The organism is Pseudoalteromonas sp. GW168-MNA-CIBAN-0100 (assembly GCF_040309225.1).
Taxonomy (GTDB): domain Bacteria; phylum Pseudomonadota; class Gammaproteobacteria; order Enterobacterales; family Alteromonadaceae; genus Pseudoalteromonas; species Pseudoalteromonas arctica.
In genome coordinates, this window is record NZ_JBEOOL010000017.1 from 60,420 (window position 1) to 84,631 (window position 24,212).

19 protein-coding genes are annotated in these 24,212 nt (G+C 36.6%); 1 reads left to right on the top strand and 18 read right to left on the bottom strand.

The window, feature by feature from the left end; genetic code table 11:
- Nucleotides 1-92 precede the first annotated feature (92 nt).
- The 5 genes from tviB to rfaH all read right to left on the bottom strand — a co-directional run bounded on the left by tviB (nucleotide 93) and on the right by rfaH (nucleotide 7,209).
- Nucleotides 93-1,373: a Vi polysaccharide biosynthesis UDP-N-acetylglucosamine C-6 dehydrogenase TviB gene (gene tviB, locus AAEY62_RS11935; RefSeq protein WP_350635008.1), complete on the bottom strand. Its 1,281-nt coding sequence runs from the start codon at nucleotides 1,371-1,373 to the stop codon at nucleotides 93-95.
- A 390-nt stretch (nucleotides 1,374-1,763) separates the two neighbouring features.
- Nucleotides 1,764-4,013: a polysaccharide biosynthesis tyrosine autokinase gene (locus AAEY62_RS11940; RefSeq protein WP_350635009.1), complete on the bottom strand. Its 2,250-nt coding sequence runs from the start codon at nucleotides 4,011-4,013 to the stop codon at nucleotides 1,764-1,766.
- Nucleotides 4,014-4,028: 15 nt separating this feature from the next.
- A complete protein-coding gene (locus AAEY62_RS11945) occupies nucleotides 4,029-4,463 on the bottom strand; it encodes a low molecular weight protein-tyrosine-phosphatase (protein ID WP_007582278.1) in 435 nt (144 codons plus the stop codon).
- 12 nt (nucleotides 4,464-4,475) lie between these two features.
- Nucleotides 4,476-5,591, bottom strand: a complete 1,116-nt coding sequence (locus tag AAEY62_RS11950) for a polysaccharide export protein (RefSeq protein ID WP_350602616.1) — start codon at nucleotides 5,589-5,591, stop codon at nucleotides 4,476-4,478.
- A 1,135-nt stretch (nucleotides 5,592-6,726) separates the two neighbouring features.
- Nucleotides 6,727-7,209 (bottom strand): transcription/translation regulatory transformer protein RfaH, encoded by a 483-nt coding sequence (gene rfaH, locus AAEY62_RS11955; protein ID WP_350635010.1) that lies wholly within the window; start codon nucleotides 7,207-7,209, stop codon nucleotides 6,727-6,729.
- 837 nt (nucleotides 7,210-8,046) lie between these two features.
- On the opposite strand from rfaH, the gene AAEY62_RS11960 reads away from it, so the two are divergent.
- Complete coding sequence (locus tag AAEY62_RS11960) at nucleotides 8,047-9,417, top strand: MBL fold metallo-hydrolase RNA specificity domain-containing protein (protein WP_350635011.1); 1,371 nt, start codon at nucleotides 8,047-8,049, stop codon at nucleotides 9,415-9,417.
- A 780-nt stretch (nucleotides 9,418-10,197) separates the two neighbouring features.
- On the opposite strand, the gene AAEY62_RS11965 is transcribed toward AAEY62_RS11960, so the two are convergent.
- The 13 genes from AAEY62_RS11965 to AAEY62_RS12025 form a co-directional block, all read right to left on the bottom strand.
- Nucleotides 10,198-11,424 (bottom strand): exopolysaccharide biosynthesis polyprenyl glycosylphosphotransferase, encoded by a 1,227-nt coding sequence (locus AAEY62_RS11965; RefSeq protein ID WP_024589829.1) that lies wholly within the window; start codon nucleotides 11,422-11,424, stop codon nucleotides 10,198-10,200.
- A gap of 241 nt (nucleotides 11,425-11,665) precedes the next feature.
- Entirely contained in the window at nucleotides 11,666-12,727 is a 1,062-nt protein-coding gene (pseI, locus tag AAEY62_RS11970; protein ID WP_024589830.1) for a pseudaminic acid synthase, read from the bottom strand.
- 7 nt (nucleotides 12,728-12,734) lie between these two features.
- Nucleotides 12,735-14,258, bottom strand: a complete 1,524-nt coding sequence (pseG, locus tag AAEY62_RS11975) for a UDP-2,4-diacetamido-2,4,6-trideoxy-beta-L-altropyranose hydrolase (protein WP_350635012.1) — start codon at nucleotides 14,256-14,258, stop codon at nucleotides 12,735-12,737.
- The gene (gene pseF / locus AAEY62_RS11980; protein WP_350635013.1) at nucleotides 14,252-14,938 is read right to left on the bottom strand and encodes a pseudaminic acid cytidylyltransferase; all 687 of its coding nucleotides are present in this window, start codon (nucleotides 14,936-14,938) and stop codon (nucleotides 14,252-14,254) included. The genes pseG and pseF overlap by 7 nt, the downstream gene beginning before the upstream one ends.
- A 2-nt stretch (nucleotides 14,939-14,940) precedes the next feature.
- The gene (gene pseC, locus AAEY62_RS11985) at nucleotides 14,941-16,101 is read right to left on the bottom strand and encodes a UDP-4-amino-4,6-dideoxy-N-acetyl-beta-L-altrosamine transaminase (RefSeq protein ID WP_350635014.1); all 1,161 of its coding nucleotides are present in this window, start codon (nucleotides 16,099-16,101) and stop codon (nucleotides 14,941-14,943) included.
- A 10-nt stretch (nucleotides 16,102-16,111) separates the two neighbouring features.
- Nucleotides 16,112-17,125, bottom strand: a complete 1,014-nt coding sequence (gene pseB / locus AAEY62_RS11990) for a UDP-N-acetylglucosamine 4,6-dehydratase (inverting) (protein WP_024589834.1) — start codon at nucleotides 17,123-17,125, stop codon at nucleotides 16,112-16,114.
- Nucleotides 17,126-17,202: 77 nt separating this feature from the next.
- Nucleotides 17,203-17,958, bottom strand: a complete 756-nt coding sequence (locus AAEY62_RS11995) for a glycosyltransferase family 2 protein (RefSeq protein ID WP_024589835.1) — start codon at nucleotides 17,956-17,958, stop codon at nucleotides 17,203-17,205.
- The gene (locus tag AAEY62_RS12000; protein ID WP_290294596.1) at nucleotides 17,958-19,217 is read right to left on the bottom strand and encodes a protoporphyrinogen/coproporphyrinogen oxidase; all 1,260 of its coding nucleotides are present in this window, start codon (nucleotides 19,215-19,217) and stop codon (nucleotides 17,958-17,960) included. The genes AAEY62_RS11995 and AAEY62_RS12000 overlap by 1 nt, the downstream gene beginning before the upstream one ends.
- Complete coding sequence (locus tag AAEY62_RS12005) at nucleotides 19,214-19,999, bottom strand: glycosyltransferase family A protein (protein WP_101162755.1); 786 nt, start codon at nucleotides 19,997-19,999, stop codon at nucleotides 19,214-19,216. Before AAEY62_RS12005 ends, AAEY62_RS12000 begins: the two co-directional genes overlap by 4 nt.
- A 1-nt stretch (nucleotide 20,000) precedes the next feature.
- Nucleotides 20,001-21,071, bottom strand: coding sequence for an EpsG family protein (locus tag AAEY62_RS12010; protein WP_024589838.1), 1,071 nt, complete (start codon nucleotides 21,069-21,071; stop codon nucleotides 20,001-20,003).
- A 61-nt stretch (nucleotides 21,072-21,132) separates the two neighbouring features.
- Nucleotides 21,133-22,005 carry a hypothetical protein gene (locus AAEY62_RS12015; RefSeq protein ID WP_024589839.1) on the bottom strand — a complete coding sequence of 291 codons (873 nt, stop codon included), beginning with the start codon at nucleotides 22,003-22,005 and terminating at the stop codon, nucleotides 21,133-21,135.
- Nucleotides 22,006-23,214: an oligosaccharide flippase family protein gene (locus AAEY62_RS12020; protein ID WP_290294597.1), complete on the bottom strand. Its 1,209-nt coding sequence runs from the start codon at nucleotides 23,212-23,214 to the stop codon at nucleotides 22,006-22,008.
- A gap of 74 nt (nucleotides 23,215-23,288) precedes the next feature.
- Nucleotides 23,289-24,209 carry a Wzz/FepE/Etk N-terminal domain-containing protein gene (locus AAEY62_RS12025; RefSeq protein ID WP_024589841.1) on the bottom strand — a complete coding sequence of 307 codons (921 nt, stop codon included), beginning with the start codon at nucleotides 24,207-24,209 and terminating at the stop codon, nucleotides 23,289-23,291.
- Between the last annotated feature and the right edge of the window lie 3 nt (nucleotides 24,210-24,212).

Genomic DNA, 24,212 nt, shown 5'->3' on the forward strand with positions numbered 1-24,212 from the left:
ATATTCCTTGTGTGAGCTTAGGGCTGCACAAAATTCAAGCCTGTGAATGGTATCTATCTTAAAAGCGTGGGGGAAATCCACGCTTGCAATTATTACAAACGCATATCAACACTTTGCTTTGGTAGTACATATTTTAGATCATAAAGTACATGTTCAGCTTTACCAAGTGCACGAATTTGCTCTGCGCCCATTTCTTTAAATTCGTTATGACCTACGGCAAGAATAATTGCATCGTAATTATTTTGTTTAGGCTCTGTAGTTAAGCTTAACCCATACTCATGTTGTGCTTCATCGTTTGAACACCACGGGTCTACTATATCAACATTAATATTATATTCTTTTAGTTCGCTAACAATATCGACCACTTTTGTATTACGTAGGTCTGGGCAGTTTTCTTTAAAGGTTAAACCCATTATCAGCACGTTTGCGCCATCTACATGAATACGCTTTTTAAGCATATTTTTAACAAGTTCAGATACTACATGTTTGCCCATACCATCGTTTAAGCGGCGGCCGGCTAAAATCATTTCTGGGTGGTAACCTACGCTTTGTGCTTTGTGCGTTAAGTAATACGGATCAACACCAATACAGTGTCCGCCAACTAAGCCAGGACGAAATGGCAGAAAGTTCCATTTAGTTCCCGCGGCTTCTAGCACTTCAAGTGTGTCGATACCTAGTTTATTAAAAATAATTGAAAGCTCATTAATTAGTGCAATATTTACATCGCGCTGAGTATTTTCGATTACTTTTGCAGCCTCTGCAACTCTAATAGAGCTTGCTTTGTGTGTGCCGGCCGTAATTACTGACTTATAAAGTTGATCTACTTTTTCAGCTATTTCTGGAGTAGAACCTGAAGTTACTTTTAGTATGTTAGTTACGCGATGCTCTTTATCACCTGGGTTAATACGTTCTGGTGAGTAGCCAGCGAAAAAGTCTTCATTGAATTTAAGACCTGAGAATTTCTCTACTACCGGTAAGCATGCCTCTTCAGTAGCACCTGGGTATACGGTTGATTCATAAATTATTATATCGCCTTTTTTAACCACTTTACCTAGCATTTCACTCGCTTTTATAAGTGGCGTTAAATCTGGCTGCTTATGCTCATCAATTGGAGTAGGTACTGTAACAATATATACATTACAACTTTCAAGATCTGACACTGTATAAGAGAAATTAAGTTGCGGGGATTGTTTAAGCTCTTCGTCACTTACTTCAAGCGTTGAGTCATGGCCGCCTTGTAATTGTGCAATTCGACCTTGATTAATATCGAAACCTGTCACTGGAAATTTTTTACCAAATTCAACTGCTAATGGAAGGCCTACATAGCCTAAACCTATGATGCCAATTTTTAGGTCCGTTAATGAATCGTGCATAGTTGTACTCTCTTTGTTTAGTGATAGAGCTTCGAGCTTCGAGCTTCTAAAATTTAAATTTTACAATTAGTTTCAAGTTAAGTGATGCACTAAAAGCTAGTGTTGAGATGTATACTCGCAGGAAACAAGTACATTCTACAATCCATTTTGCTTAGGTAGCCATACACTTTTTCACGATAAAAATGCCTAAACTTTACTAGATTAGTGTGTAATAGATCACTATTAAATTGCATTTTAACAATTTAGTGTCTCAGCTATATAACAAGCCACTGAGACACTTTTTCTAAATTGAGACAGTTAATTTTAACTACCTCTTTAATACCTTGTTTTTGTACTTTATTTAAAAGTGCCCAATAGTCCCTTTATATTTTAATAATAAAGAGTTAAAAATTATTTATCACTTTTGTATTCGTAGTTGTAATACCCGTAATAGCCGTATGCATTACTGGCTTTTTTAACAACACCGTTAAAAACCACGCCCTTTACATCGATACCGTTTTGCTCAAAACGGTTGCGTGTCAGCTCTATTTCTCGCACATGGTTTTGGCCAAAACGGGTTACAAGTAATGTAGTGCCTGTATGTGCACTTACAATTGCTGGGTCGGTTACTGCAAGTATTGGAGGGGTATCAATAATTATAATGTCGTAAGCAGCGCTTACTTCTTCAACTAATTTGCTAAAGTTGCTATGCATTAATAGCTCTGAAGGGTTTGGTGGTATTTGTCCGCGCGTAATAACACTTAAGCCTTCAACCTTGGTTGGTTTAGTAACTTGCTCTAAGTTTAAACGGCCCGATAGATAATCACTTAAGCCATCGTCCCACTTTAAACCAAACTGGGTTTGTAAGTAGCCTTTACGCATATCGGCATCAATAATCAGTACTTTTTTACCGCTTTGAGCGAGTACAGAGGCTAAGTTAACCGATATAAACGATTTACCTACGCTTGGGCTTGGGCCCGATATAGCAATAATATTGTTTTTAGCTTCCATCATCGCAAAGTGCAGGCTAGTACGTAAGCTACGTAGTGCTTCTATTGCTAGGTCGGCTGGGTTATCTAACGCTAATATGCTTTTAGGTTTATTAACTTTGTTTTTGCGGGCTCGCTCAGCAAAGCCACTTAGTTTATCCTGATAATCTGAGTGCGGTACACTTGCGTATACAGGTAGGCCTAGTGCTTCAATTTCTGCAGGGTCTTCAACGCCTTTGTGCATTGCTTTTTGTATAAGCACAATAGCCACGGCTAACATGCCACCAAGCATAGTAGCCATTACCACTATTAATGCTTTTTTAGGTTTAACTGGCTTGCTGGTATTTACCTCTGCGTAGTCAATAATACGTACGTTACCTACAGTGCCTGCGCGAACTATATCAAGCTCTTGTGTTTTACTAAGTAACAATGTGTAAATTTGGTTACTTACCTCAACATCGCGCTTTAAGCGTAGTAGCTCTTGTTGAGTTTCTGGCAGGTTACCTACCTCGCCTACAAGCTCTTGTTTTTGGCTTTCAACCGCTTCTATTTGCTCAAGTATACCTTGGTACGAAGGGTGATCTTTTTTAAACTTTCGGCCAATATCTAAACGCTTTAAGTTTAGCTCTTGTAACTTGGTTTCAAGCTTTACAACTTGCTCAAGCACGCCTTGTGTTTCGAGCGTTATGTTTATTGACTGGCGCTTTATTTGGTAGTCGTTAAAGCGTTGTTCTGCGTATTCAAGCTGCTTTTTAATTTCTGGTAATTGTACTTCTAAAAATTCAAGCGACTTTTGCGCCTCTGCGCTGTTGCGCTCAACATTGCGACGTACATATATTGCTGCTACCTTATCCAGTACTTTTTCAGCATAGCTTGGTTTAGTGCTTTGTAAGCTTAAGTTAATTATGCCTGAGTCTTTGCCTTTTTCGCTTGCGCCAATTGCAGTTTGAAGGTCTAAAATAGTATTAAGGCGATCTTTACGGATAATTGTAAACTCTGTGCCAGGGCGTGCCTTTAAAGTACGGATTGTTAAGTTAAACTTACCGTTAGTTAGCTCCTCGCCCACTTTACCCGATAATATTTGCTCGCCGTCACCATTTAAAAGTGCAAGGCTATTATTAGCTTGCGCAACTAGAGTAAATGTTTTATTAACAGCAGTACGAGGTACATCAAACCTAAATACATTAATGCTCTCACCGCCCCACGCGTAGCTACTTGCGCCAAAACTTGGCTCGGCTAAGTCGCCATCTTCCATTGGGGTAAAAGTGCGGTAAGCTCGGCTACCTATAAACGGGAATAGCTTAGGCTCTGCTATAACATCAAGCTTTAAAGTGTCTACTGCCTCACCTATTATACTGCGCGACTTTAGTAGCTCTATTTCGGTTACTGCAGCCGATGTACTTTCGAACATGCCTGCCATATCGTCAAAACCAGGAACTGATGCGCCGCCGTCTTCAACTTGTATCATGGCTGTTGCTTGGTAAACGGGAGTACTTAATACTGCATAAACAACACCTACAAACATAAACAGTGCGGTTACGGCTACTATAAAATATTTACGATCGAGCAGTGCGCCTAGTAGCGCCATTAAATCAATTTCTTGCGTTGGTTGCGTGTTATTTGTGCTTTTATTATTAGCGCTACTAGCGCTATTATTCGGCTGGGCATTCATTAAATTAGCCATTCCTTATAAATACTTTTGCCAAGCGCTACACGCGCTGTCGATTAATGTATAAACGTGTTCAAAAGCCTCTTGGCTTTGGCGGTAAGGGTCTGGTATTTCGGCGTTATTAATCCATTTACCGAGTAAAAACGTTTTACCGCGCGCCTCGGGGTAACGAGCATGTACGTCGTTTAAATGGCGTTCTTCCATTACGAGTATTACGCTGTTTTGCGCAACTAAGCTTGATGTAAGCTGCTGGCCTTGGTGTGCATCCATATTAACGCCATGTGCGAGCGCTATTTGTTTTGCTTTTGCATCTGCTGGTTTGCCTTCAAGTGCTGTTAACCCAGCAGACGATACTTTAATATTTTTGCCTTCAAGCTTTTGCTTTAAAACATACTCACCTGTTGGGCTGCGGCAAATATTACCTGCACACACTACTAAAACTGAATCAAACATTTTTAAAAACCCTTAGTTTGATGAAATATCGTCTAGGCTATCAACCGATGCTACCGACGGTAATAATAAGCTAATTACACGGTTCCAACGGGCAAGTGGTGCCGATGTTACATATACAATATCGCGCGGTTGTAGTTCAAACTGCTCAGCTAATACCATTGCCGCTATATTTTTAGCATGTAATTGGTATACGTTTGCAATAACGCCGGTTTGCTCTAGGTCACTTTTACGCAGTACAAATACACCGTTAGCGTCGGCTGTATTTTCGTTTAAGCCGCCTGAGTCGCTTAGCGCTTCGGCTAAGTTTAAACCATAACGGTTAAGCGTTACTGAACCTGCTTTTTTAACATCACCTAATACAAATATTTTTTGTGCATCGTTACGGTTTACATGCACTATGTCGCCATGTTGCAATAAACGGTTTTGCGAAATGTCACCATGGGCATAAAAGTCATCAAGTTTTATAACTTCTGTTTTATCGCCACGGGTAAATGTTACTGTGCGCCAATCGGCTGCATCAGTTAAGCCGCCTGCTTGGTTTAAGGCATCAATTAAGGTAAGTGGGATTTCGGTTACTGGGTATACGCCAGGTTGTTTTACTTCACCGGTAACGTAGGTTTTTTGGCTTCTAAAGCCAACTACTTTTACGTCTACTTGAGGGTCTTCTATTACTCGGCTTAGGCGTTTTACAAGCTCGTTGCGTACTTGGCTTATTGTTTTACCTGCTGCGGGTATATTTGGTGCGTAGGCGTAAGTAATTGTGCCATCTCGTTGTACTCTAAAGCCGTCAAACTCTGCGGTACGTTGTACTGCTGCGGGTATTGTTAGCTCTGGGTGATCCCATACGCCTATTGTTAGTACGTCGCCAACACCTAGTTTGTATTCGTAGTTACTTACGTTTAAGCCATCGGTGCTTGAAATTGGTTTAGCTGCTATACGTGCTTGATTTTGTTTATTTATTAGTAGCGAGTCGATTATTTGAATGTTTACTTTTTCGAGATCTTGTTCGAGGTTTTGTGTTTGCTCGCCTGAGTCTATACCTTCAAAGTGGCTACCTGGTACTATTGTACAACCTGTCATGCTTAGTATTGCGAGTATTGATGCGAGTGATTTACAGCTTAACGCCATTGTAGAATCCCAAAATTATTTTAATATTGCACTTACTCACCAACCTTGGTGAGCACTTGTATTTTAGCCGACTAATTAAAGCATGTGCACTATTGTGAAGCAATAGTCTTTGCTTTGTAAAAGCTTTGTAACTAAGTTTTTAATTAACACTGAAATTATATCAGTATTTTCATAAGGTCTTTATGAATAAATTTAATTGATAGCCGTTTTCAGTAAAACACTTAACGCATTAATCACCAATTGTACAAAGAGAAGTGAACGATAAGCCATTTAAACAAGTGCTTTATGGCTGCTTACTTCTCTAAAGCGCAGTGTGCTCGACATCTTCAGATTAACCGCTTAAAGCTTTATTGCACAAAGAGAAGAAAATGAGGAGTAAATGAGAAGCCATTTAAACAAGTATTCTATGGCTGTTTACTTCTCTAAAGCGCAGTGTGCTCTTAACCCTTTTGTGAAGAGGTTCTATTACGAGCTTTGCTCGTCACGCCAGCAAGCTGTGCGTCTACAAGTGAACTTAGCCACGGTGTTAAACTTTGCCGTTGGGCTTTCACTTAAAAGCGCAGTGCCCTCTTAACCTCTTTGTGAATAAATCACTTAAAGCCTTATTGCACAAAGAGAAGCGAATGAGGAGTAAATGAGAAGCCATTTAAACAAGTGCTTTATGGCTGTTTACTTCTCTAAAGCGAAGCGCCCTCTTAACCTCTTTGTGAAGAAGTTCTATTACGAGCTTTGCTCGTCACGCCAGCAAGCTGCGCGTCTACAAGTGAACTTAGCCACGGTGTTAAACTTTGCCGTTGGGCTTTCACTTAAAAGCGCAGCGCCCTCGACCTATTCAGATTAACCACTTAAAGCTTTATTGCACAAAGAGAAGCGAATGAGGAGTAAATGAGAAGACATTTAAACAAGTACTTTATGGCTGTTTACTTCTTTAAAGCTCAGTGTGCTCTTAGCCCTTTTGTGAATAAACTCTATTACGAGCTTTGCTCGTCACGCCAGCAAGCTGCGCGTCTACAAGTGAACTTAACCGCGTAGCTTTAAGTGCTTTAGGCACGCTTCCGCCCTTAGGTTACAGTTCCTAGTTACTGATATAAAACTATTTTTTCGCGGCATAAAGCCGCTGCTACGTTTTTAGTTATTATTGCTTAATATCTTTATTATCTACACTTACTTCAATTTTTTGATTAAGTAAGTTAATTAGTAAAATACTGCGCAAGTCGCCATCGGGCTCTTTGTATATTGCTTGTATATTACTGAATGAATCGTTATTCACACTGACTACATCACCTGTTTTTGGTATTTGTGATTCAGTAGTGTGTGAACGTTCATTTTTTAGCTGGTCAATTATGTGCTTAGAAACCAACTGGTAATTTGCTCCATAAGAAACAAAACCGCCTATTCCACGGGTGTTTTTTACAGCAGAAAAATTACCATTTTTTGATTCAAAGCATACAAATAAATAATTAGGGAATAAAGCAGTGTGTTTGACGGTCCGACGACCTTTAACCAACCTTTCGGTAGTTAATTTGGGGTAAAACGCTTCAATCCCTTGATTTTGCAAGTTAGTTTTGGCTCGTTCTTCTTGCTTTGGTTTGCATACGACTAAATACCAACATTCCATAGTAGCCCTTAATACATAACTAAATTGCAAAAAATACAATTCCAAACTAAACAGCGGCGACATTATAGCCAACATAGAGTGCCTATGTAAATACGCCTTAGTGGTTAATAGCCACTCACTTTAATAAATATTGTTATTGAGTTTAAAGGGAGTAAAGGCTTTAACGCTAGTTTAGTACCTATAAAGCCATGTTTAGATTGGGCTAAACAAAAGTTTAGCCGCGAAAATTTATTAAAAAATTTAATTAATATTTTTTAATAAATATACAAGTAAGAGCGCGAAGTAAATTCGCACCTACAAGTTGGTACATATTTGTAGGTGAGGTTTTATACCTCGCTTTTTGGGAGTTAATACAAGAGCACGAAGTAAATTCGCACCTACAGGTTGGTATATATTTGTAGGTGAGGTTTTATGCCTCGCTTGTTGTTAGGAGTTAAAACGTGAGCGCGAAGTAAATTCGCACCTACCGGTTGGTACATATTTGCAGGTGAGGTTTTATACCTCGCTTTTTTAGGTGTTAAAACATGAGCGCGAAGTAAATTCGCACCTACCGGTTGGTACATGTTTGTAGGTGAGGTTTTATACCTCGCTTTTTTAGGTGTTAAAACATGAGCGCGAAATAAATTCGCACCTACTGGTTGGTACATGTTTGTAGGTGAGGTTTTATACCTCGCTTTTGGTAACGCTAGGTTGGTTGAGCGCGAAGTAAATTCGCACCTACAGATAATATGCTGAAGGTGAGGTTATTAATTTAGCTCAAGCGTTAGAACCTTGAATAATTATGGCTTTACTTCTACCTTAAAATTCAATGTAACAAATTGATGACAAGGAAGCACAATGCAAATACTTCACCACGGAGCGGTTAATGGCGTTACTGGTTCGTGCCACGAGCTGGTAGTTAATGAGCAAACAAGTGTGCTTATTGATTGCGGATTATTTCAAGGCGAAGACTCTAAAGCCGACCTTTCAATTGAGTTTAATATTACCCATGTTACTGCGCTTATTGTTACCCATTGCCATATTGACCATGTTGGTCGAATACCTTACTTATTAGCAGCCGGTTTTAAGGGCCCTATTTTTACAAGTATTGCATCGGCCAGCTTATTACCTTTAGTAATGGAAGATGCTTTAAAAGTGGGTGTAACCCGCGACCCTAAAATTATAGCTGCCTGCTTAAGCTTATTAAATAAACGTATAGTTGCTGTAGATTATAAAACGTGGTTTGAACTACCTTGCAAAGGGCTCAATAAAGCTAAAGCGAGATTTCAGCGTGCGGGCCATATATTGGGGTCGGCTTACGTAGAAATTGATATTACAAATGGTGATAACAACAAACACCGTGTTGTATTTTCAGGAGACTTAGGTGCGCCATATACCCCGCTACTCCCTTCGCCTAAGCCGCCCTATAAAGCCGATACTCTAGTTATTGAATCAACCTACGGTGATAAAAATCATCAAGGCCGTAAAGAGCGTACAAAAACGCTAAAAAGTATTATTGAACGCGCCGTAGCCGACAACGGTGTTGTTTTAGTACCTGCTTTTAGTATTGGCCGCACACAAGAGCTGCTATACGAGCTAGAGCAACTCATACATAGCTCATCTAAAAAGTCTAAGTGGCGAGACATTCACGTAATACTCGACTCCCCTATGGCAGCCAATTTTACTGAGCAATACAAAAAGTTTAAGCACTTATGGGATAGCGAGGCCAAACGCAAAGTTGCAAATGGTAGGCACCCGCTCGATTTTAAAAATCTAACTACGGTTGATTCACACAAAGAGCACATGGCTATTATTAATTATTTAAGTTCGCGGCAAACACCAGCCATAATATTAGCGGCAAGCGGTATGTGCACAGGTGGCCGAATAGTTAATTATCTTGAGCGATTTTTAAATGATAAAACCACCGATGTATTATTTGTAGGTTACCAAGGTAATAAAACTTTAGGCCGTGAAATTCAAACATATGGACCACGTAATGGGTATGTTTTTATAAATGATGCTCGCATTACTATAAACGCAAAAGTACATACAATTAGCGGGTACAGCGCCCATGCCGATCAAAACGGATTAATTAAGTTTGTTACGGGTATGCATAAAAAGCCAAGCCTGATAAAAATTGTGCATGGAGATGATGATGCTAAAGCTGCTTTGGCAGATAAGTACAGGGCTGTTTTGGACCGAGGTGCAATTATAGAAATTGGAAAGTAGTTTATAACAGTAAATATTTATAGATCTATTTTTACTGTAAGTACAACTTTTGAGTTGAATTAAATGTAATCAAGGTAATTACGCAGTATGTATATCGAAATTTGAAGTGGTAGTCTAAAGTAAATCCCCGTAATAGCTCCTACACCAGTGCGGTGGCTAATAACTTTTAAATAATAAATTAAGTTTACCTAGCACTAAGAAGGCAATTATATTGGTGCAATTGTGAGAGTTCTTCGATTAACTGAATTTTTAAGTGAGCTATCGTCTTAAGCTAAATTATTAACAGCGTGGACTGTCCAGCCACCTTCTCATTTCAAAAATTTAAATTCACTTTGTAAGTAATTACCTAATTTTTTTACTTGCTGAGTAGCGACTTGGGTTATTCAGTTTAGTCACAAAGCTTAAGTTACTATATAAATAATCATTATTGTATTAATCGATGACTCGTTTTATGTTTTCACTATTAAATTTAGGTATTAAAAATAATCGCCATGTTAAAGTGACTTTTTGGCAGAGATAACGCTGGCAATTTAAAAATACGGCAGTACTTAACAGATATTAAACTTTAGTCGAGCAGATAAAATGTGATTTTAAGACAATATTAATCACCCCTTTCTGTCGAGGCTTACTAAATACCAGCTATCGGTATATATAACTAAAAATTTCTATTACCAATAGCTGCAATTTCAAACCGGAGATTCTTCCATTTATTTAACGATTGAGCTTTTAAATATGAATATCAAAATTTTATATTAACGTCTTTCCACACTTTCTAGTTGGTTACTTTGCACCAAACCCCGTTAGCATTGTCCTGATGGTTTTAAATACAATATTAAGATCAAGCCAAAAAGATAAGTGTTTAATATAATAAAGGTCATATGCTAACTTTTCTTTTGTTGAATCCGTATCATCAGCATAACCTTGTACAGTTTGCGCCCAACCAGTTATACCTGGCTTTACTATATGCCTATAGCCATAAAATGGAATTTCTTGTTCAAATAGCTTAACAAAAGATTCTTGTTCAGGCCGTGGGCCAATTAATGCCATATCACCTTTTAGAACATTAAAAAACTGTGGTAATTCGTCAATTCTTACTTTTCGAATCACCTTACCTATGCGAGTTATTCTAGCATGCTCTTCAGTAGCAAACTTATCCTCTGCACAACTAGTTTTTACCGTCATACTTCTGAATTTATAAATTTTAAAAACTCGACCAGCTTGTCCTACACGTTCTTGCGTAAATATAACAGGGCCTCGACTTTCTAATCGAATAGCAATAGCTGTAAGAACCATAATTAAAAGAGTTAGGGGGAGTGTTAAAACAATAATTACAGTCTCCCAAAGGCGCTTAAATATTTGATAAATTGGATTAGGCTGTAAGGTACCAATTGAATTGTCAGATAAATGTTTTATTTGCACCTTTCCATCAATCATCTCTTTGATACTATCCGCATGGAAAACTGGGATGTTATTAAGGCTGCAATCAGCAATAAACTTCTCTTGATGATGAGTAATATTTTTGTGGAGATCAACAACTAAGCCATCCTTAATTGCAGATTGCCTATATGGTTCAGTTAAAAAGTAAACGTCGAGGTTTTCATGGTCAATTAGATCTTGCGTGTCAAAGTTATCTATTACATGTAAAGTAAGCTTTTTATGTCCTGTTCTCAAAATAGTAGTAATAAAAAGCCAAACAAAACTAAAAGCCGCTCCTATTGCTAAAAGATATAAAGAATAATCAAACCGTAATAATAATATTAGAGATAAAGAGATACCATAAACAGAAAATATTACAGGTATTATATAATATTTACGATCAACTAATAGATACTTTGCAACTAAAGGTAAAGCGAATGCCGTTGCCAAATAACTCCCACACACTAAAATAAGCGAGTTTCTAACAGACTCTTCAGATATTGGATACATTGAAGATAAAACAACACATATTGATGTGAAAACGATACCAAGAAAATGGCAAATATATGAATTAGAAAAAAGTTTATTCACGTTGAAATCTTTTGGTTGATAAAAATAATATACATTGACATGCACCATCCTTGTAGAATTTAGCATTAACGGCTTGATTCTCTGAGTATTATACTTGAAGTAGAGTCAGATGAGCAATCTAGCTATAAAAAACTTTGCAATTATTTGTAACCAGAATTATAAATTCTGTGTAAAATCTTTCATCATTTGATAACCATTAGCATGAAATAGCTTAAATAATTGCATAAGAAAGTATGTTAGATTATTTTTTTCTATTTTCTACATACAATTTTTTTAAAGCTGTTCCAGCTTTAATACTTTGCGTGGCTACGCTTCCAAGTACCTCATGTAAGTACTTGGGAGCTAAACCATAACCAGGTCTAATACTTTTTACATTTTCATGTGTAAATAACTCGCCTTCAGCAACATCTTTTACCACATACAGTGAGCGTCTGAATATTGCATTGCCTTTTTCACTCTCTTTTCGCTCGTAATTTACTTTACCAACCGCTTCCCATGCTATTTTAGAGTCTCTACATAATTGTAATAACTCTGGCTTTTCTAGTGAGAAACTATCATCCGGTCCACCACCATCTCTATTAAGCGTTACATGCTTTTCTATTAAGCATGCGCCTAACGCCACTGATGTAATAGCCGTCGTATTATCAATAGTATGGTCTGATAGACCCGTTAATACATCAAAACGTGTGGCCATATCTGCAACAGTCGCCAAATTATAATCGCCTGATGGCGCTGGGTAACCACTTACACAATGCAGTACAACAAGCTCTTTACACCCTGCATTTTTTGCTGTTTCTACTGCTTCACGTATTTCTTCTTCGTTCGCCATACCCGTTGAGATAATCATTGGCTTACCAGTCTTCGCAACATACTCGATTAATGGTAAATCGATGGCTTCAAATGACGCTATTTTGTACGCAGGAGCACCAAGCTCTTCGAGTAAATCAACGGCAGTAAAGTCAAACGGCGAGCTAAAAATAGTGATACCTAACTCTTTGGCTTTTTCAAATAAAGGTTTATGCCATTCCCACGGCATGTGCGCTTCTTCATATAAGTCATACAGTGTTTTACCATCCCACAACCCACCTTTAATTAAGAATTCAGGGTTATCGCTTTTCATTGTTATGGTATCAGGGCGATAAGTTTGCAGCTTCATTGCATCTGCACCACACTCTTTTGCCATTTCCATTATTTTGTAGGCATTTTCGATATCACCGTTATGATTCGCTGACATTTCAGCAATGATATACGGCGTATAGCCAGGGCCAATTTTTCTGTTATCGATAGTAATAAATTTATTCATAAATCCCTCACTCCACAGGTTGTCGAGTAAATTGCTCTTCATTAATTCGTTGGTAGCCAGCTCGGCTAAACAAAGCTTGTGATGCTGCATTTTCTTTTAGTACAACAGCATGTATAATTTTTGTAGGATGTAATATATCTACTTGTTTTAAAGCTAGTTTCGCAACCCCTTTACCAAAGTGCTCTGGTGCTATAAAGATGGAAATGGTATACGTATCTACGGCTGTCATATCTAACCTGACTACACCTACAGGAGTCGTTTTTTCATCTGTGCTATTGGTTAGCTCAATGACATAAAAGTAGTCATTTTTACTTGCTAGCTTTTTAGTCATCCAAGCCCGATGCTCAGCCAAACTCGGAACGTCTTTATTAAGTGCATAACGACGTGTTTCGGGTTTACATTGCCAAGCATACACCTGTTCAACATCAAGCTGTGTCGCTAATCTTAGGGTTAGTGAACCGCTAAATAATTGAGTAATATGCTTCATTAATCGCTTAACACCTTGCCCATCACATAACTGCAGGTTTATTATTCGCATTTTTGAATAGTCTGCAATTAACTGCTCATAGGCCTTCATTAAATTTCTACTAATCGCCTCTAACTCAACGCTAATTGCAGCACCAACTGCTTCTAAATTTCTACAAACAGTCTGCTGGTTATCTGCAAGCGGAATAACAATACTTGGTAACCCGACACAAGCACGTTCCCATGACGTTGAGCCTGGCGCGCCAATGGCAATATCATGTTCACACATGAGAGTAGCCATGTCATCTACAAAATCGATGTGAGTCAACCACGCGCTATGCTTTACAGCAAACTCTGTAACACTTTTATAGTGAGGTGATTTAGGGCTAAGCAATACAGTCGTTATTGGCGGGTTAACGCTTTTCTTTAAAACATCAAGTACATGCAATGTCGCATTGGGGGCATCTATCCCCCCCATAGATAATAATAAACGCGGTGTATTCGATAATGTATTTAAAGCTACCAATTGTGATGAATGTCGATGCGAAAAGTGAGTATTTATAATAGCATATTGCGTGCCTGTTAAGACGGTGGCCTTAGAGTTTAATAAATGATATTCGCTTGGCTCTCTAAGCAATGTTTGATCTATAATCAAGTCTGCAGCGTGCTCTCTTACTAAATCGTCAATTGCAATAATTTTACAGTTATACGCTTTTCTTACTACCTTATGCCACTGTGCACCAATACCATAGTGGTCTGTAATAACTAAATCAGGACTATCAAATGCAGTAGCGCATTCTTGGGCATCATCACACTCAGTGACTTGCAACCACGCGGCATAATCCGCAGTCGAGGTTGGTACTAGCCAATTTGCAGGTTGCTGTAATTCATAAATAGAGAAACCACGCTGCTTTATAAATGTGACTAAATCACCGTTTTGCGGGCGGGTGGCAAATAAAACGTCGTGACCATCTAGTTTTAGCCTATCAGCCAATACTAAGCAACGCATGATATGGCCGCTGCCTATGTAAGAAGATGCATCAGCCCTAATTACGACCTTTAGCATTCAATCGCTCGGAACAAAGCTTCTGCCAATTCCCAATCTTCAGGTGTATCTATGTCTTGTACTCGTTTACGTGGTAAAAAAACAGCCTTCGACCTTGTTCCAAAAATAGCTTTTTTTGCTATAAATGCCTTCGCAGTGCCCCAATAAAACTGCCCGGCATCATGGTATGCTTCTTCGAGATCTTGCGAACGAGTATTTAAATGTTCTGGCTGAAACATTTCAACACATTGTGCATCATTAAGCTTTAAAGCTCTTTGAATTGGAAAAGGAAAACTTGTTGCACTGAAGGCGTAATCTATATTACTCGATGTCAGCTCTATAAATCCGCGCTGGATAAACTCAGGTATTAAAAAAGGAGCGGTTGCATATATACAACATACATTTTCAACACCCCATTCCTGTAACTCGGTATACTCGACAGCATGCTTTATTACATCAAGCGTAGTTGCATAATCATCCGCAATATTAGCAGGGCGCATAAATGGCACTTCTGCCCCATATTGTATTGCAATATCAGCTATTTCAGCATCATCTGTAGAGACAATTACTTTATCAAAACACTTGCTGTCTAAAGCCGCTTCAATCGAATAAGCAATCATTGGCTTACCGTGAAACTCTTTGATATTTTTGCGAGGTATACGCTTACTTCCACCACGAGCAGGAATGATTGCTATATTCATGATTAGGCTTCTAATATTAGTGTTAGCTTACTGATAACTTCGTCTTGCTGCTCATGGGTCATACCATGAAACATCGGCAATGAAATAGCATTGCTGTAATAACTCTCTGCATTTGGAAAGTCACCTTGTTTAAAGCCCATTTTTTGGTAATAAGGCTGTAGGTGCACTGGAATATAATGCAGGTTAACACCAATACCCTTTTCTCTTAACTCGTCAAACACTTCTTTATGCGTTTTGCTAATTTCATTTAGGTTTAGACGAATAACATATAAATGTAAGCCAGAATAAGTGTTAGGCAACTGATAAGGCAGTACAATCGGTAAACAGGCCAGCTTATCGTAATAACGCACTGCCAATTCATGACGTGCGGAAACGAACTCACTTAAGCGGCTCATTTGCGAAACACCGAGTGCAGCTTGCAGCTCCGTCATGCGGTAGTTAAAACCTAAATCCACTTGCTCATAGTACCAACCACCATGCGATGCATTTTCCATTAATGCTTCGTCACGTGTTATTCCATGGCTTCGGTAAAGTGCCATTTTGTCTGCAAGTGCTTTGCTATTAGTTAATGCCGCACCACCTTCTGCAGTGGTAACAATTTTAACAGGGTGAAAGCTAAACACGGTAATATCACTGTATTCACATGAGCCAATTGGTAGTTCTAAATAACGTCCACCTATTGCATGTGAAGCATCTTCAATGACTTTAAAGCCATATTCTATAGATAACGCATGGATTGCTTTCATGTCACATGGCTGACCACATAAATGCACTGCAACTACAACTTTAGGCAAAACACCTTCTTTTTTAGCACGGATAAGCTTTTCTTTTAATGCTACAGGACAAAGATTATAAGTTGCGGGATCTATATCAACAAAATCTACTGATGCGCCACAATACAAACCACAATTAGCTGAGGCTACAAAAGTGACAGGTGTTGTCCATAATATATCACCGGCCCCTAATTCAAGCGCTAAACAAGCAATATGCAAAGCTGACGTTGCACTATTAACAGCCAAGGCATGATTGGCGCCGCTTGAATCCATCAGTGCACGTTCAAACGCAGGGACTTGTGGCCCTTGCGTCAAAAAGTCCGACTTTAATACATTAACCACAGCATCAATATCTGCTTGAGTTATATCTTGCTTTCCATACGGTATCATTTAGCTATCTCTATACTTCAAACGATGGGTCAACATGTTCAACAATAAGCTCACGCAAGCCTTCAATTGTTTCCCACTCAGTGTTTGTTCCTGAGTTGTATTTAAAACCAAATGGTACTTTTTCAGCTTTATGGTGAGCAAGGTATTCTTCTTCGGTATATGTATACGATACAGAGGGTAAAATTGCGTAGTAAGGACCCAAATCAATCGTATTTAACGAGTCAGTATCTGTAATCATTTCTTCATGTAGTTTTTCACCTGGGCGAATACCTACATCACGCGTTTCGCATTCAGGTGCTACGGCTTCTGCGATGTCTAAAATTTTGTATGATGGGATTTTAGGGATGAATATCTCACCACCAAGATGATTACCCAAGGCAAACATAACTAGATTAACGCCGTCTTGAAGCGATATATTAAAACGAGTCATTTCATTGTGTGTGATTGGTAAAATACCTTCTTTTCGTTTTTCTAAAAAGAAAGGAATAACAGAGCCACGAGAACCCATTACATTACCATAACGAACAACGCTGAATTTAATGTCTTTCGAGCCGCGAATGTTATTAGCAGCAGCAAATAATTTGTCTGATGCAAGTTTAGTGGCACCGTATAAATTAATTGGTGCACATGCTTTGTCTGTCGATAGTGCAACAACATCTTTTACACCACATGCTAATGCAGCATGAATAACATTTTCAGCACCATCTATGTTTGTACGAATACATTCTGTTGGATTGTATTCAGCGGTATCAACCTGCTTAATTGCTGCTGCGTGAATAATGACATCAACACCTTCACACGCTTGCGTTAAACGCTCTTTATCGCGAACATCACCAATAAAAAAACGTAATTGCGGGTAATCGTATGCTGGGTACTTTTGTTTTATTACAGACTGCTTTAATTCATCGCGCGAATAGATGATTATTTTTTTTACATCTGGGTAACGCGCTAAAATAGTTTCTATAAACTTCTTACCAAATGACCCAGTGCCACCCGTGATTAAAACTGTTTTATTGTTTAACATAACTTTTCCAATATGAGACTATTTTAAGAGCTATTACTAAAGCGTAATTTCACCTAAAAAAATAATTTTACGATAGATCATGCTCGCTTTCTGCTAGCAAAATATAAATAATTTAATATAAATAATGAGCTTTGAAATATATTCAACCTCATATGGTAACGAAGTATATGCCAATGCCAAGTCAGTGATTTAAGCTTATTAGCCGATATGGAACCAGCTCTAACTCTGTATTTTGCCAAGACTTCAGGTACTCCTAACGAGTAAAAATCCTGCCCACTAGATAAAATCTCGAGCCACATTACATAGTCTTCGTGTTTTACCTCTTTTTGTTTAGGTAATACAACTTTAGAGCGATCAATTATACCTGTTAAATTACCAATAAAGTTACTCTTTAAAAGAGTTTTAAAATTAACGCTATTTTTTATACTAACTCGAGTTAATACACTGCCAAATTCATCAATTCTTTCATATGAAGAGTGGGAACAGACAGTATTTTCACCCGCTTTACATAGAGCTATTACTTGTTTTTCTAACTTAGTACTATACCAAAGGTCGTCACTATCTAAGAAGGCAATAAAACGCCCTTCGGCTTTCTCTATCGCAACATTTCGGCTATTTGCTACACCTAAGTTTACTTCATTATTTATTAAAGTAACTCTAGGATCTGAAAACTCAGTGACCACTGCTAGAGTGTTGTCTGTTGAGCAATCATTAACAATGATTAGTTCCCAGTGTGTATATGTTTGAGCCATCACAGATTCGATACTTTCTTTGATAAAAGCCTCGCAGTTATAAGCTGGCATTATAATACTAACTAGGTGCTCTTTAAACATTAGCTAATTTCACTTGCTAGGTTTATTGCGTCAAGCATTGAGTCCTCGATAGAACAGTATTTCCAGTCTCCATAACGACCTATGGAATGAATATTTTTTTGAGACAAAATTTCTAATATTTCTTGTTTTGAAGAATTCGATTTGTCACTAACATGTACGTACGCAGGATCCATCACAATGGAACAATGAGAAATCAATTTGTGGTCATCAATAATACCCACAGCCTTCAAATTATCTATCGTTAATTGTAGTTGTGTCTCTATATCAACGTCATCTTCGGGTGAGTAACCAACCTCTACATACATACTTAGCTTATCACTACCCAAAATATTATCGTAAAAGCCAACTCTGTAGAAGTTGATATTTTTATCTGGGAAATATAACCAATGCGTATCCTGGTTAGGTGATTTTTTATCAAAACCTAAGTTAAATACTAGTACTTTGTTATAGCTAAAATCATCAGCTAGCAGGTTTACTCTATCTACATCTAATTGCTTAGAAAACATTTTCAAAGGCGAACTATTTATCAAATAATCAAATGCTATTGTTCTTTTATTTGTAACAACGAGCTTTTCTTCATAGCAAATTTTTTGTACAGTTTCGTTTAGTGAAATTTTCGTTGTTGGGACTGACTCAGCTAAAGCATCAACAAAAATCCTTGCCCCTTCTTTTGGATAAAGAAAACTTGAGTTGTAGCTTTCAACTGACTGCTTTTTGAAAGATTTGATAACCTGATCTAAGTTAGCATAAGGGAAAAATCGCCCCATGGCATTAACATCTAGTGTATTCAAATCACAAGCATATAGCTTTTCATTATAAGGTTTCAAAAAGTAGTCAGTTATAGCCTTACCAAATTTCGAATAAAGCATATCTAAAAAAGAATTATAGCTTTCTTTGTCTGAACGGAAATAAAGATCATACAAACATTCTTGAAATTTATCTTTTTTAAGCTGATGTATATTAGACTGAAAAGGAAAGTCTATAAGCTCATCATCAAAGAAAATTTTTGTGACTTTAGTTCTTTCAACAAGTTTACTATCATCAATCTTGTTTTTAAAAAAGTTTTTTAGTTGATCAGTTGCAAAGTGAAAAAAGTGACCTGCATAATCCCAAACAAAACCATCTTGGTAAATAGTTCGACAATAACCACCTAACTCAGGCTCTTTCTCTATAATTAGGTAATCCTCTGAATTTACAAAGTTAGCGAAGGCTAGCCCTGAAACACCGCCACCCAAAATTAAATATTTCACTTTAGTCATTTACTTTGTTCCTTAGAATAACTCAATGTACCTTTAACCATCAGCCTTAAACACTGTATAAAACTAAATACATTTTTGTACTCTGAATATTTCTTGATTGAGAAAGCTAAATCATATAAAAGTCCTGAAATGCCAAACAGACGGTAAAATGCAGCACCTTTTGAAAACAACAATTGCTCATTATAATCTGTACCAGAACTTTCTGGTGGATGAACAACTATAGGTAATGGGATATAAACACACTTAAGGCCATTATCTAGTGCATCTTTCAAAAAAATAATCTCATCATGAACACGATATTTACTACCTAAGCCAAATTCTAGATCCAGTTTCAAACCACTTTTAATAATCGATTCTCTTTTAAACGTAATCTCAATAGATGCGCATTTTAGAATGCTCATCTTAGTGTGATAATACTCTTCGTTAGAGTAATTTGGTTTAAAAGGCTTACCTTCTGTTGTTTGTATCTGAAAAGTTATAATGTCAGCGTCTGGATACTTAATATAAGCATCTTTGACTATGCTCTCATAGTTTTCTAAATAACTAACATCGTCATCAGCAATGATGCAGATATCACCGCTTGCATTCTCAATAGCGAGATTTCTACTTTTTGAGGAGCCTCTTTCTTTTTTTGATATCATAGTAATATCATCTAAAGTTTCGGTACCTTCGAAATCTGATTGGTTGATTAATAATAACGGTGAAACTATGCATTTATTTTTCCAATCGATATCACCGATACACGATTTAGCCATAGTTGCCATTAAAATTTGAATATTCATTTTAACTCCACGAGTAAATAACCTCTGCTTTTGACATAATATAGAACTCCCAAATTAAAAAGAAAGAACCATAAAGAAGTATAAATAAGAATAGCTTTCCTCTATTTTTCACATACTCAAATAACATAGCAATGATTAAAAATTCAGAAATCAGGAAAAGCCGACTTGAACGTGATGCAAGCCTTAAATCAAAACTTAAAAGCATGTATAAACATGAACCAGTAAGAAAGCTCAAAATTAAGATTTTGCGGTATGTGTTAAGTTTATCAAACTCGGGGACAATCAACAAAACTAATATAGAGATAACCCATATCTTAAGAAATTCAGGCGTTAACCAGCCACCCTGAACATTAGCATTTTCAATATAAAATTGTACTTTCATTAAAACTGGGTTTGGATCTAATCCGATTAAGTATGTTAGGAGGTTACTAAAGACCCCCGCAAGATAAAAAATTGAAAATAAAGAAATTAATATTAAATATCTCTTCTTTGTTAAATTAAAAAAACTGGCCAAAATTAAAAAAACAAAACTAAATATAGCAACGCTATGAAACATTAATGCTATAAAGTTAAGAAAAATGTATAGCATCTTTCTATCAACAATAAATCTCAGCGAGTATAAGAAGATCAGCATTGCTAATGCTTGCCTTATTTGCCCATATGGTCCTCTAAAATAATAAAGAAAGAAAAACATTAATACTGCTATTGATGCATATCTTAAGTCTCTATTTACAATAGAATATAAAAAACAACATATAATCAATGAGTAAATAGTATTAAATAAGAGAAAGTTCCCATTGATTGATTTAACCGCTAATATTAAAAACTGAAAACCTGGCTCTATCCACCCACCAATTCCAATATCATTAACATTATTAAAAATATTTTCATATAACTCTAAATCCCAGCCTTTATCACGGGAAATCAAAAGCACTAATAAAAATAAAATAGATAACAACGCACTTGAGCTTTTAAAACTAACTTTTCCCAAAATATCACTGTAAGCAATAAGTAAAATGAGCAGTAGCGCAATGAGTAGCAACCCATAATTAGCGATTGTATAATAATTCACTTAAACGCCTTAAATGATAGATTGTTAAAAGGTTCACACATCAAAATTGCTCAAAAATAACTCACTTGGAAACTTTTAAATAAGACACATTATCGTACTTCATATAGTGCGCGACACTCGAACCATGATGTAAAACTTGAACTTGTGAGTAACTCTTTGAAAGTGCATTTATTAAAATCTCTGCAGGCACTTTATTCTCAACAACCTCAAAACCGAGTGCCCCTTCAAGCCCTAAGCTATTTTTGATATTCGGGTGTAATTTAACTAACTTTTTATCATAAACTCTATCTGCAATATCGATGAAACGACTATCAAAACTCCAGTCACTTATATATATAAAACACTTATTCCCCTCACCGACACTTGCTGGATCAAAGTTATAAATTTTATTTAAATAAGCTACGTTTTCTTCGCAGTAACTCTTCATACTTTTAGTGATTTTTAAGATAGAAAAGTTTTTCTTTTTTATTTTAATTCGCTCTGCATACTCTTTTGGTTCAAATACATAAACCCCATTACAGAACCAACTTCCTCCAAATACAGTACTTATACCTAATACATCAAAAATTTTAGTTTTATAGCTAGGTACATATATGTCATTTCTATATGTACCAATTCCTTCTTCGTAAACATAAATCTGCTTTGTTCTGGATATAAGTTTGAAGTAAGCGAGGTATAAGGCTAACCTAGTACCTATGTCACCATCGATATAAGTTTTTGTCGGTTTTAAACGACTTCCTTTAACAAATGACATGAATCGATTTTTTACAAACAGTACTTTTTTCCAATCACCTGCAGATTTAATATTATTAAAAACAGCTTCTGCATCATGAAACATATCAATAATTATTAAACAACTACCTTCTTTTTTAGAACCGGCAATTATACTAGAAACCGTGATTTGCATGGGTTTTGAGGCAATATAAAGTTCCATTTATTGTTTGACCTTACTTATATCTTTAAATGTACAAAAATACATTATGCATATTTGTAATATTGATGAAAAAAACAATGAGTAAACCAACAAGTCCATTGAATATAATGAGAATATGCAAGATATCCCTATATGTATCAAAGCGACAAAAATGCTAACCGATGAGATTAACTTATTTCTTGCTTGATAAAACAAAAGGTTTACCAGAATGAAGTATGGGATCATTAAAGAGTATCCTAACACTAGAACAGCAACCCACTGACCTAGATTTGTATACTCATCACCAAAAATATAAACAAATAATGAGTCTGGAATTAAGTAAACAAAAATAGGAAACAAAGGCACAATTAGGAATGACTTTAAAACAAGTTGCTTTACCTCTATTGTGTTAAGGGCCCTATTTTTCATTTTCGCATAAAAATGAGGTACTAAAGCTCTATTTAGTGCCAGTAAAAGCAGGTAAAAAATACTTGCAATTTGAATTGCTAAAAAGTATTCCGCAAGAGCACTTTTGGAAAAAGAGTCATTGATGATAAACCTTTCGACATGTCCTCTAATCACACCTGATAGAGCATGTAGTAAGAGAGGTAAACCAAAAGAAAATAAATATAAAATATGCTTTTTATTTATTTTCTTATTGATTCTATTCGTATACGTTTTTAACGTAAAAAATAGCCAGAGAGAAGGAATAAACCAAGAAAGTGCCCCGGCATAAACTCTGGTCTGTGATGTTGCTTGCGTAAACTCGAATAAAATAATAATACTAAATAGCAAAGTCACACCACTAATCACTTGTGCTAAAAAGTATTTATGTACTTGCCTAGAAGCTTGAGCTATAGAGAAGTTAAGCATAAGTAACACATAGCAAAATGATGCTAAAGCCGATATTGCTATGTGGTTTTCACCTAATAACAAGGAGATTGTAATAATTACTAAACATAGTGCTGCACTTATAGTTACAGCAATACGTCTGAGTATACTGATCGACCTGAAACCATACCTGTGATAATAGCGGGCAATTGCACCATCCATTGACAATAGTATAACTACAGAGGCTATTGCGATAATTGACTGATACAAAGAAAAATTAGCTAACTCATTTACTCCCATTTTTTTAGCCATATAAGGAAGTAAAAAAACAGGTATACCTTTACTTATTACTTCTCCTAAAAGGTATAAATATGACTCTTTTAAGATTATTTTTGACAAATTTTTGATCTCTGATTAAATGCTAAAAAGCGACATATAGAAAAGAAAAAGTAATATTCAAGGTTTAACACTAGTTACTTTTGTCGTTTATATATAAAAAACACTAAAAGACTGAATACAGCTATAAAAAAACCTAAAATTGCACCCATAATACTTAAAATGGCTCTTTTAGGTGAAAACTTAACTTCATCAACAATTGCAGGATCGATAGTTTTAAACACATACTCATCCCTTACCTCTGCAAGCATTTGATTTTGCACTTGCCCTTCAATCATATCGAACATGATTTTTCTTATATCTACATTCTTAGTTTCTTTAAGTTTACTTTGTAAAAAAACTACACTTTTATTGGCTTCTTCAATATCGATCATTCGTAATTTATTGTTTATAGAGTTAATAAGGCTATCTAAGATTCTTTTAGCTATATATGGTGAATAATGTTTTATAGATACACGAATAAAACCAGTGTCTTCATCTTCCGAAATAGACAAGTTTTCCTTTATTAAGTAGCGGTATGCTTCTAAGTCGCTAGGTGTTTTTGTTTTAGGGTAACTGACCTCACGCACCCAGATGTTATTTTCTATATCATAAACTTCAGAATCATAAATAAGTTCGTTTTTCTCAGCATTCCAGCCCTCAACACCTATTAGTAAGGGCTTTAGCTCATTAATATTGATAAAATCACTAATAAACGTCCTACTTTTCAGTGTTTCGATTGCTATATCACGTTTACTACCACTTCCAGCTTGTAAATTTATTCCGGCGATGGATGCCAGTCCTCCAAATGTGGAGGATAATCCACTTAAAGGTGAGTCCTGTCCCTGTTCAACGACACTGATCAATGCCTCAGAACGATAAATATTTGGCAAAGACAGTGAGAATAAAACGGCTATTACAGAAAATAAAGCTGTAATACCTACAATTAATATACGCCCTTTCCATAATATAGAAATTAAAGTTCGGAAATCCACCTCTATATAATCTTGATTATTCATTTT

Excerpts from the sequence above, each read along its gene's own strand:
- AAEY62_RS11950 (WP_350602616.1), bottom strand. The coding sequence starts at position 5,591 with ATGGCGTTAAGCTGTAAATCACTCGCATCAATACTCGCAATACTAAGC.
- AAEY62_RS12015 (WP_024589839.1), bottom strand. The coding sequence starts at position 22,005 with ATGGAACTTTATATTGCCTCAAAACCCATGCAAATCACGGTTTCTAGT.
- tviB (WP_350635008.1), bottom strand. The coding sequence starts at position 1,373 with ATGCACGATTCATTAACGGACCTAAAAATTGGCATCATAGGTTTAGGC.
- AAEY62_RS11940 (WP_350635009.1), bottom strand. The coding sequence starts at position 4,013 with ATGAATGCCCAGCCGAATAATAGCGCTAGTAGCGCTAATAATAAAAGC.
- AAEY62_RS11945 (WP_007582278.1), bottom strand. The coding sequence starts at position 4,463 with ATGTTTGATTCAGTTTTAGTAGTGTGTGCAGGTAATATTTGCCGCAGC.
- AAEY62_RS11960 (WP_350635011.1), top strand. The coding sequence starts at position 8,047 with ATGCAAATACTTCACCACGGAGCGGTTAATGGCGTTACTGGTTCGTGC.
- AAEY62_RS12005 (WP_101162755.1), bottom strand. The coding sequence starts at position 19,999 with ATGAATATTCAAATTTTAATGGCAACTATGGCTAAATCGTGTATCGGT.
- pseB (WP_024589834.1), bottom strand. The coding sequence starts at position 17,125 with ATGTTAAACAATAAAACAGTTTTAATCACGGGTGGCACTGGGTCATTT.
- AAEY62_RS12025 (WP_024589841.1), bottom strand. The coding sequence starts at position 24,209 with ATGAATAATCAAGATTATATAGAGGTGGATTTCCGAACTTTAATTTCT.
- pseF (WP_350635013.1), bottom strand. The coding sequence starts at position 14,938 with ATGAATATAGCAATCATTCCTGCTCGTGGTGGAAGTAAGCGTATACCT.
- rfaH (WP_350635010.1), bottom strand. The coding sequence starts at position 7,209 with ATGGAATGTTGGTATTTAGTCGTATGCAAACCAAAGCAAGAAGAACGA.
- AAEY62_RS11995 (WP_024589835.1), bottom strand. The coding sequence starts at position 17,958 with ATGTTTAAAGAGCACCTAGTTAGTATTATAATGCCAGCTTATAACTGC.
- pseC (WP_350635014.1), bottom strand. The coding sequence starts at position 16,101 with ATGATACCGTATGGAAAGCAAGATATAACTCAAGCAGATATTGATGCT.
- pseG (WP_350635012.1), bottom strand. The coding sequence starts at position 14,258 with ATGCTAAAGGTCGTAATTAGGGCTGATGCATCTTCTTACATAGGCAGC.
- AAEY62_RS12000 (WP_290294596.1), bottom strand. The coding sequence starts at position 19,217 with ATGACTAAAGTGAAATATTTAATTTTGGGTGGCGGTGTTTCAGGGCTA.
- pseI (WP_024589830.1), bottom strand. The coding sequence starts at position 12,727 with ATGAATAAATTTATTACTATCGATAACAGAAAAATTGGCCCTGGCTAT.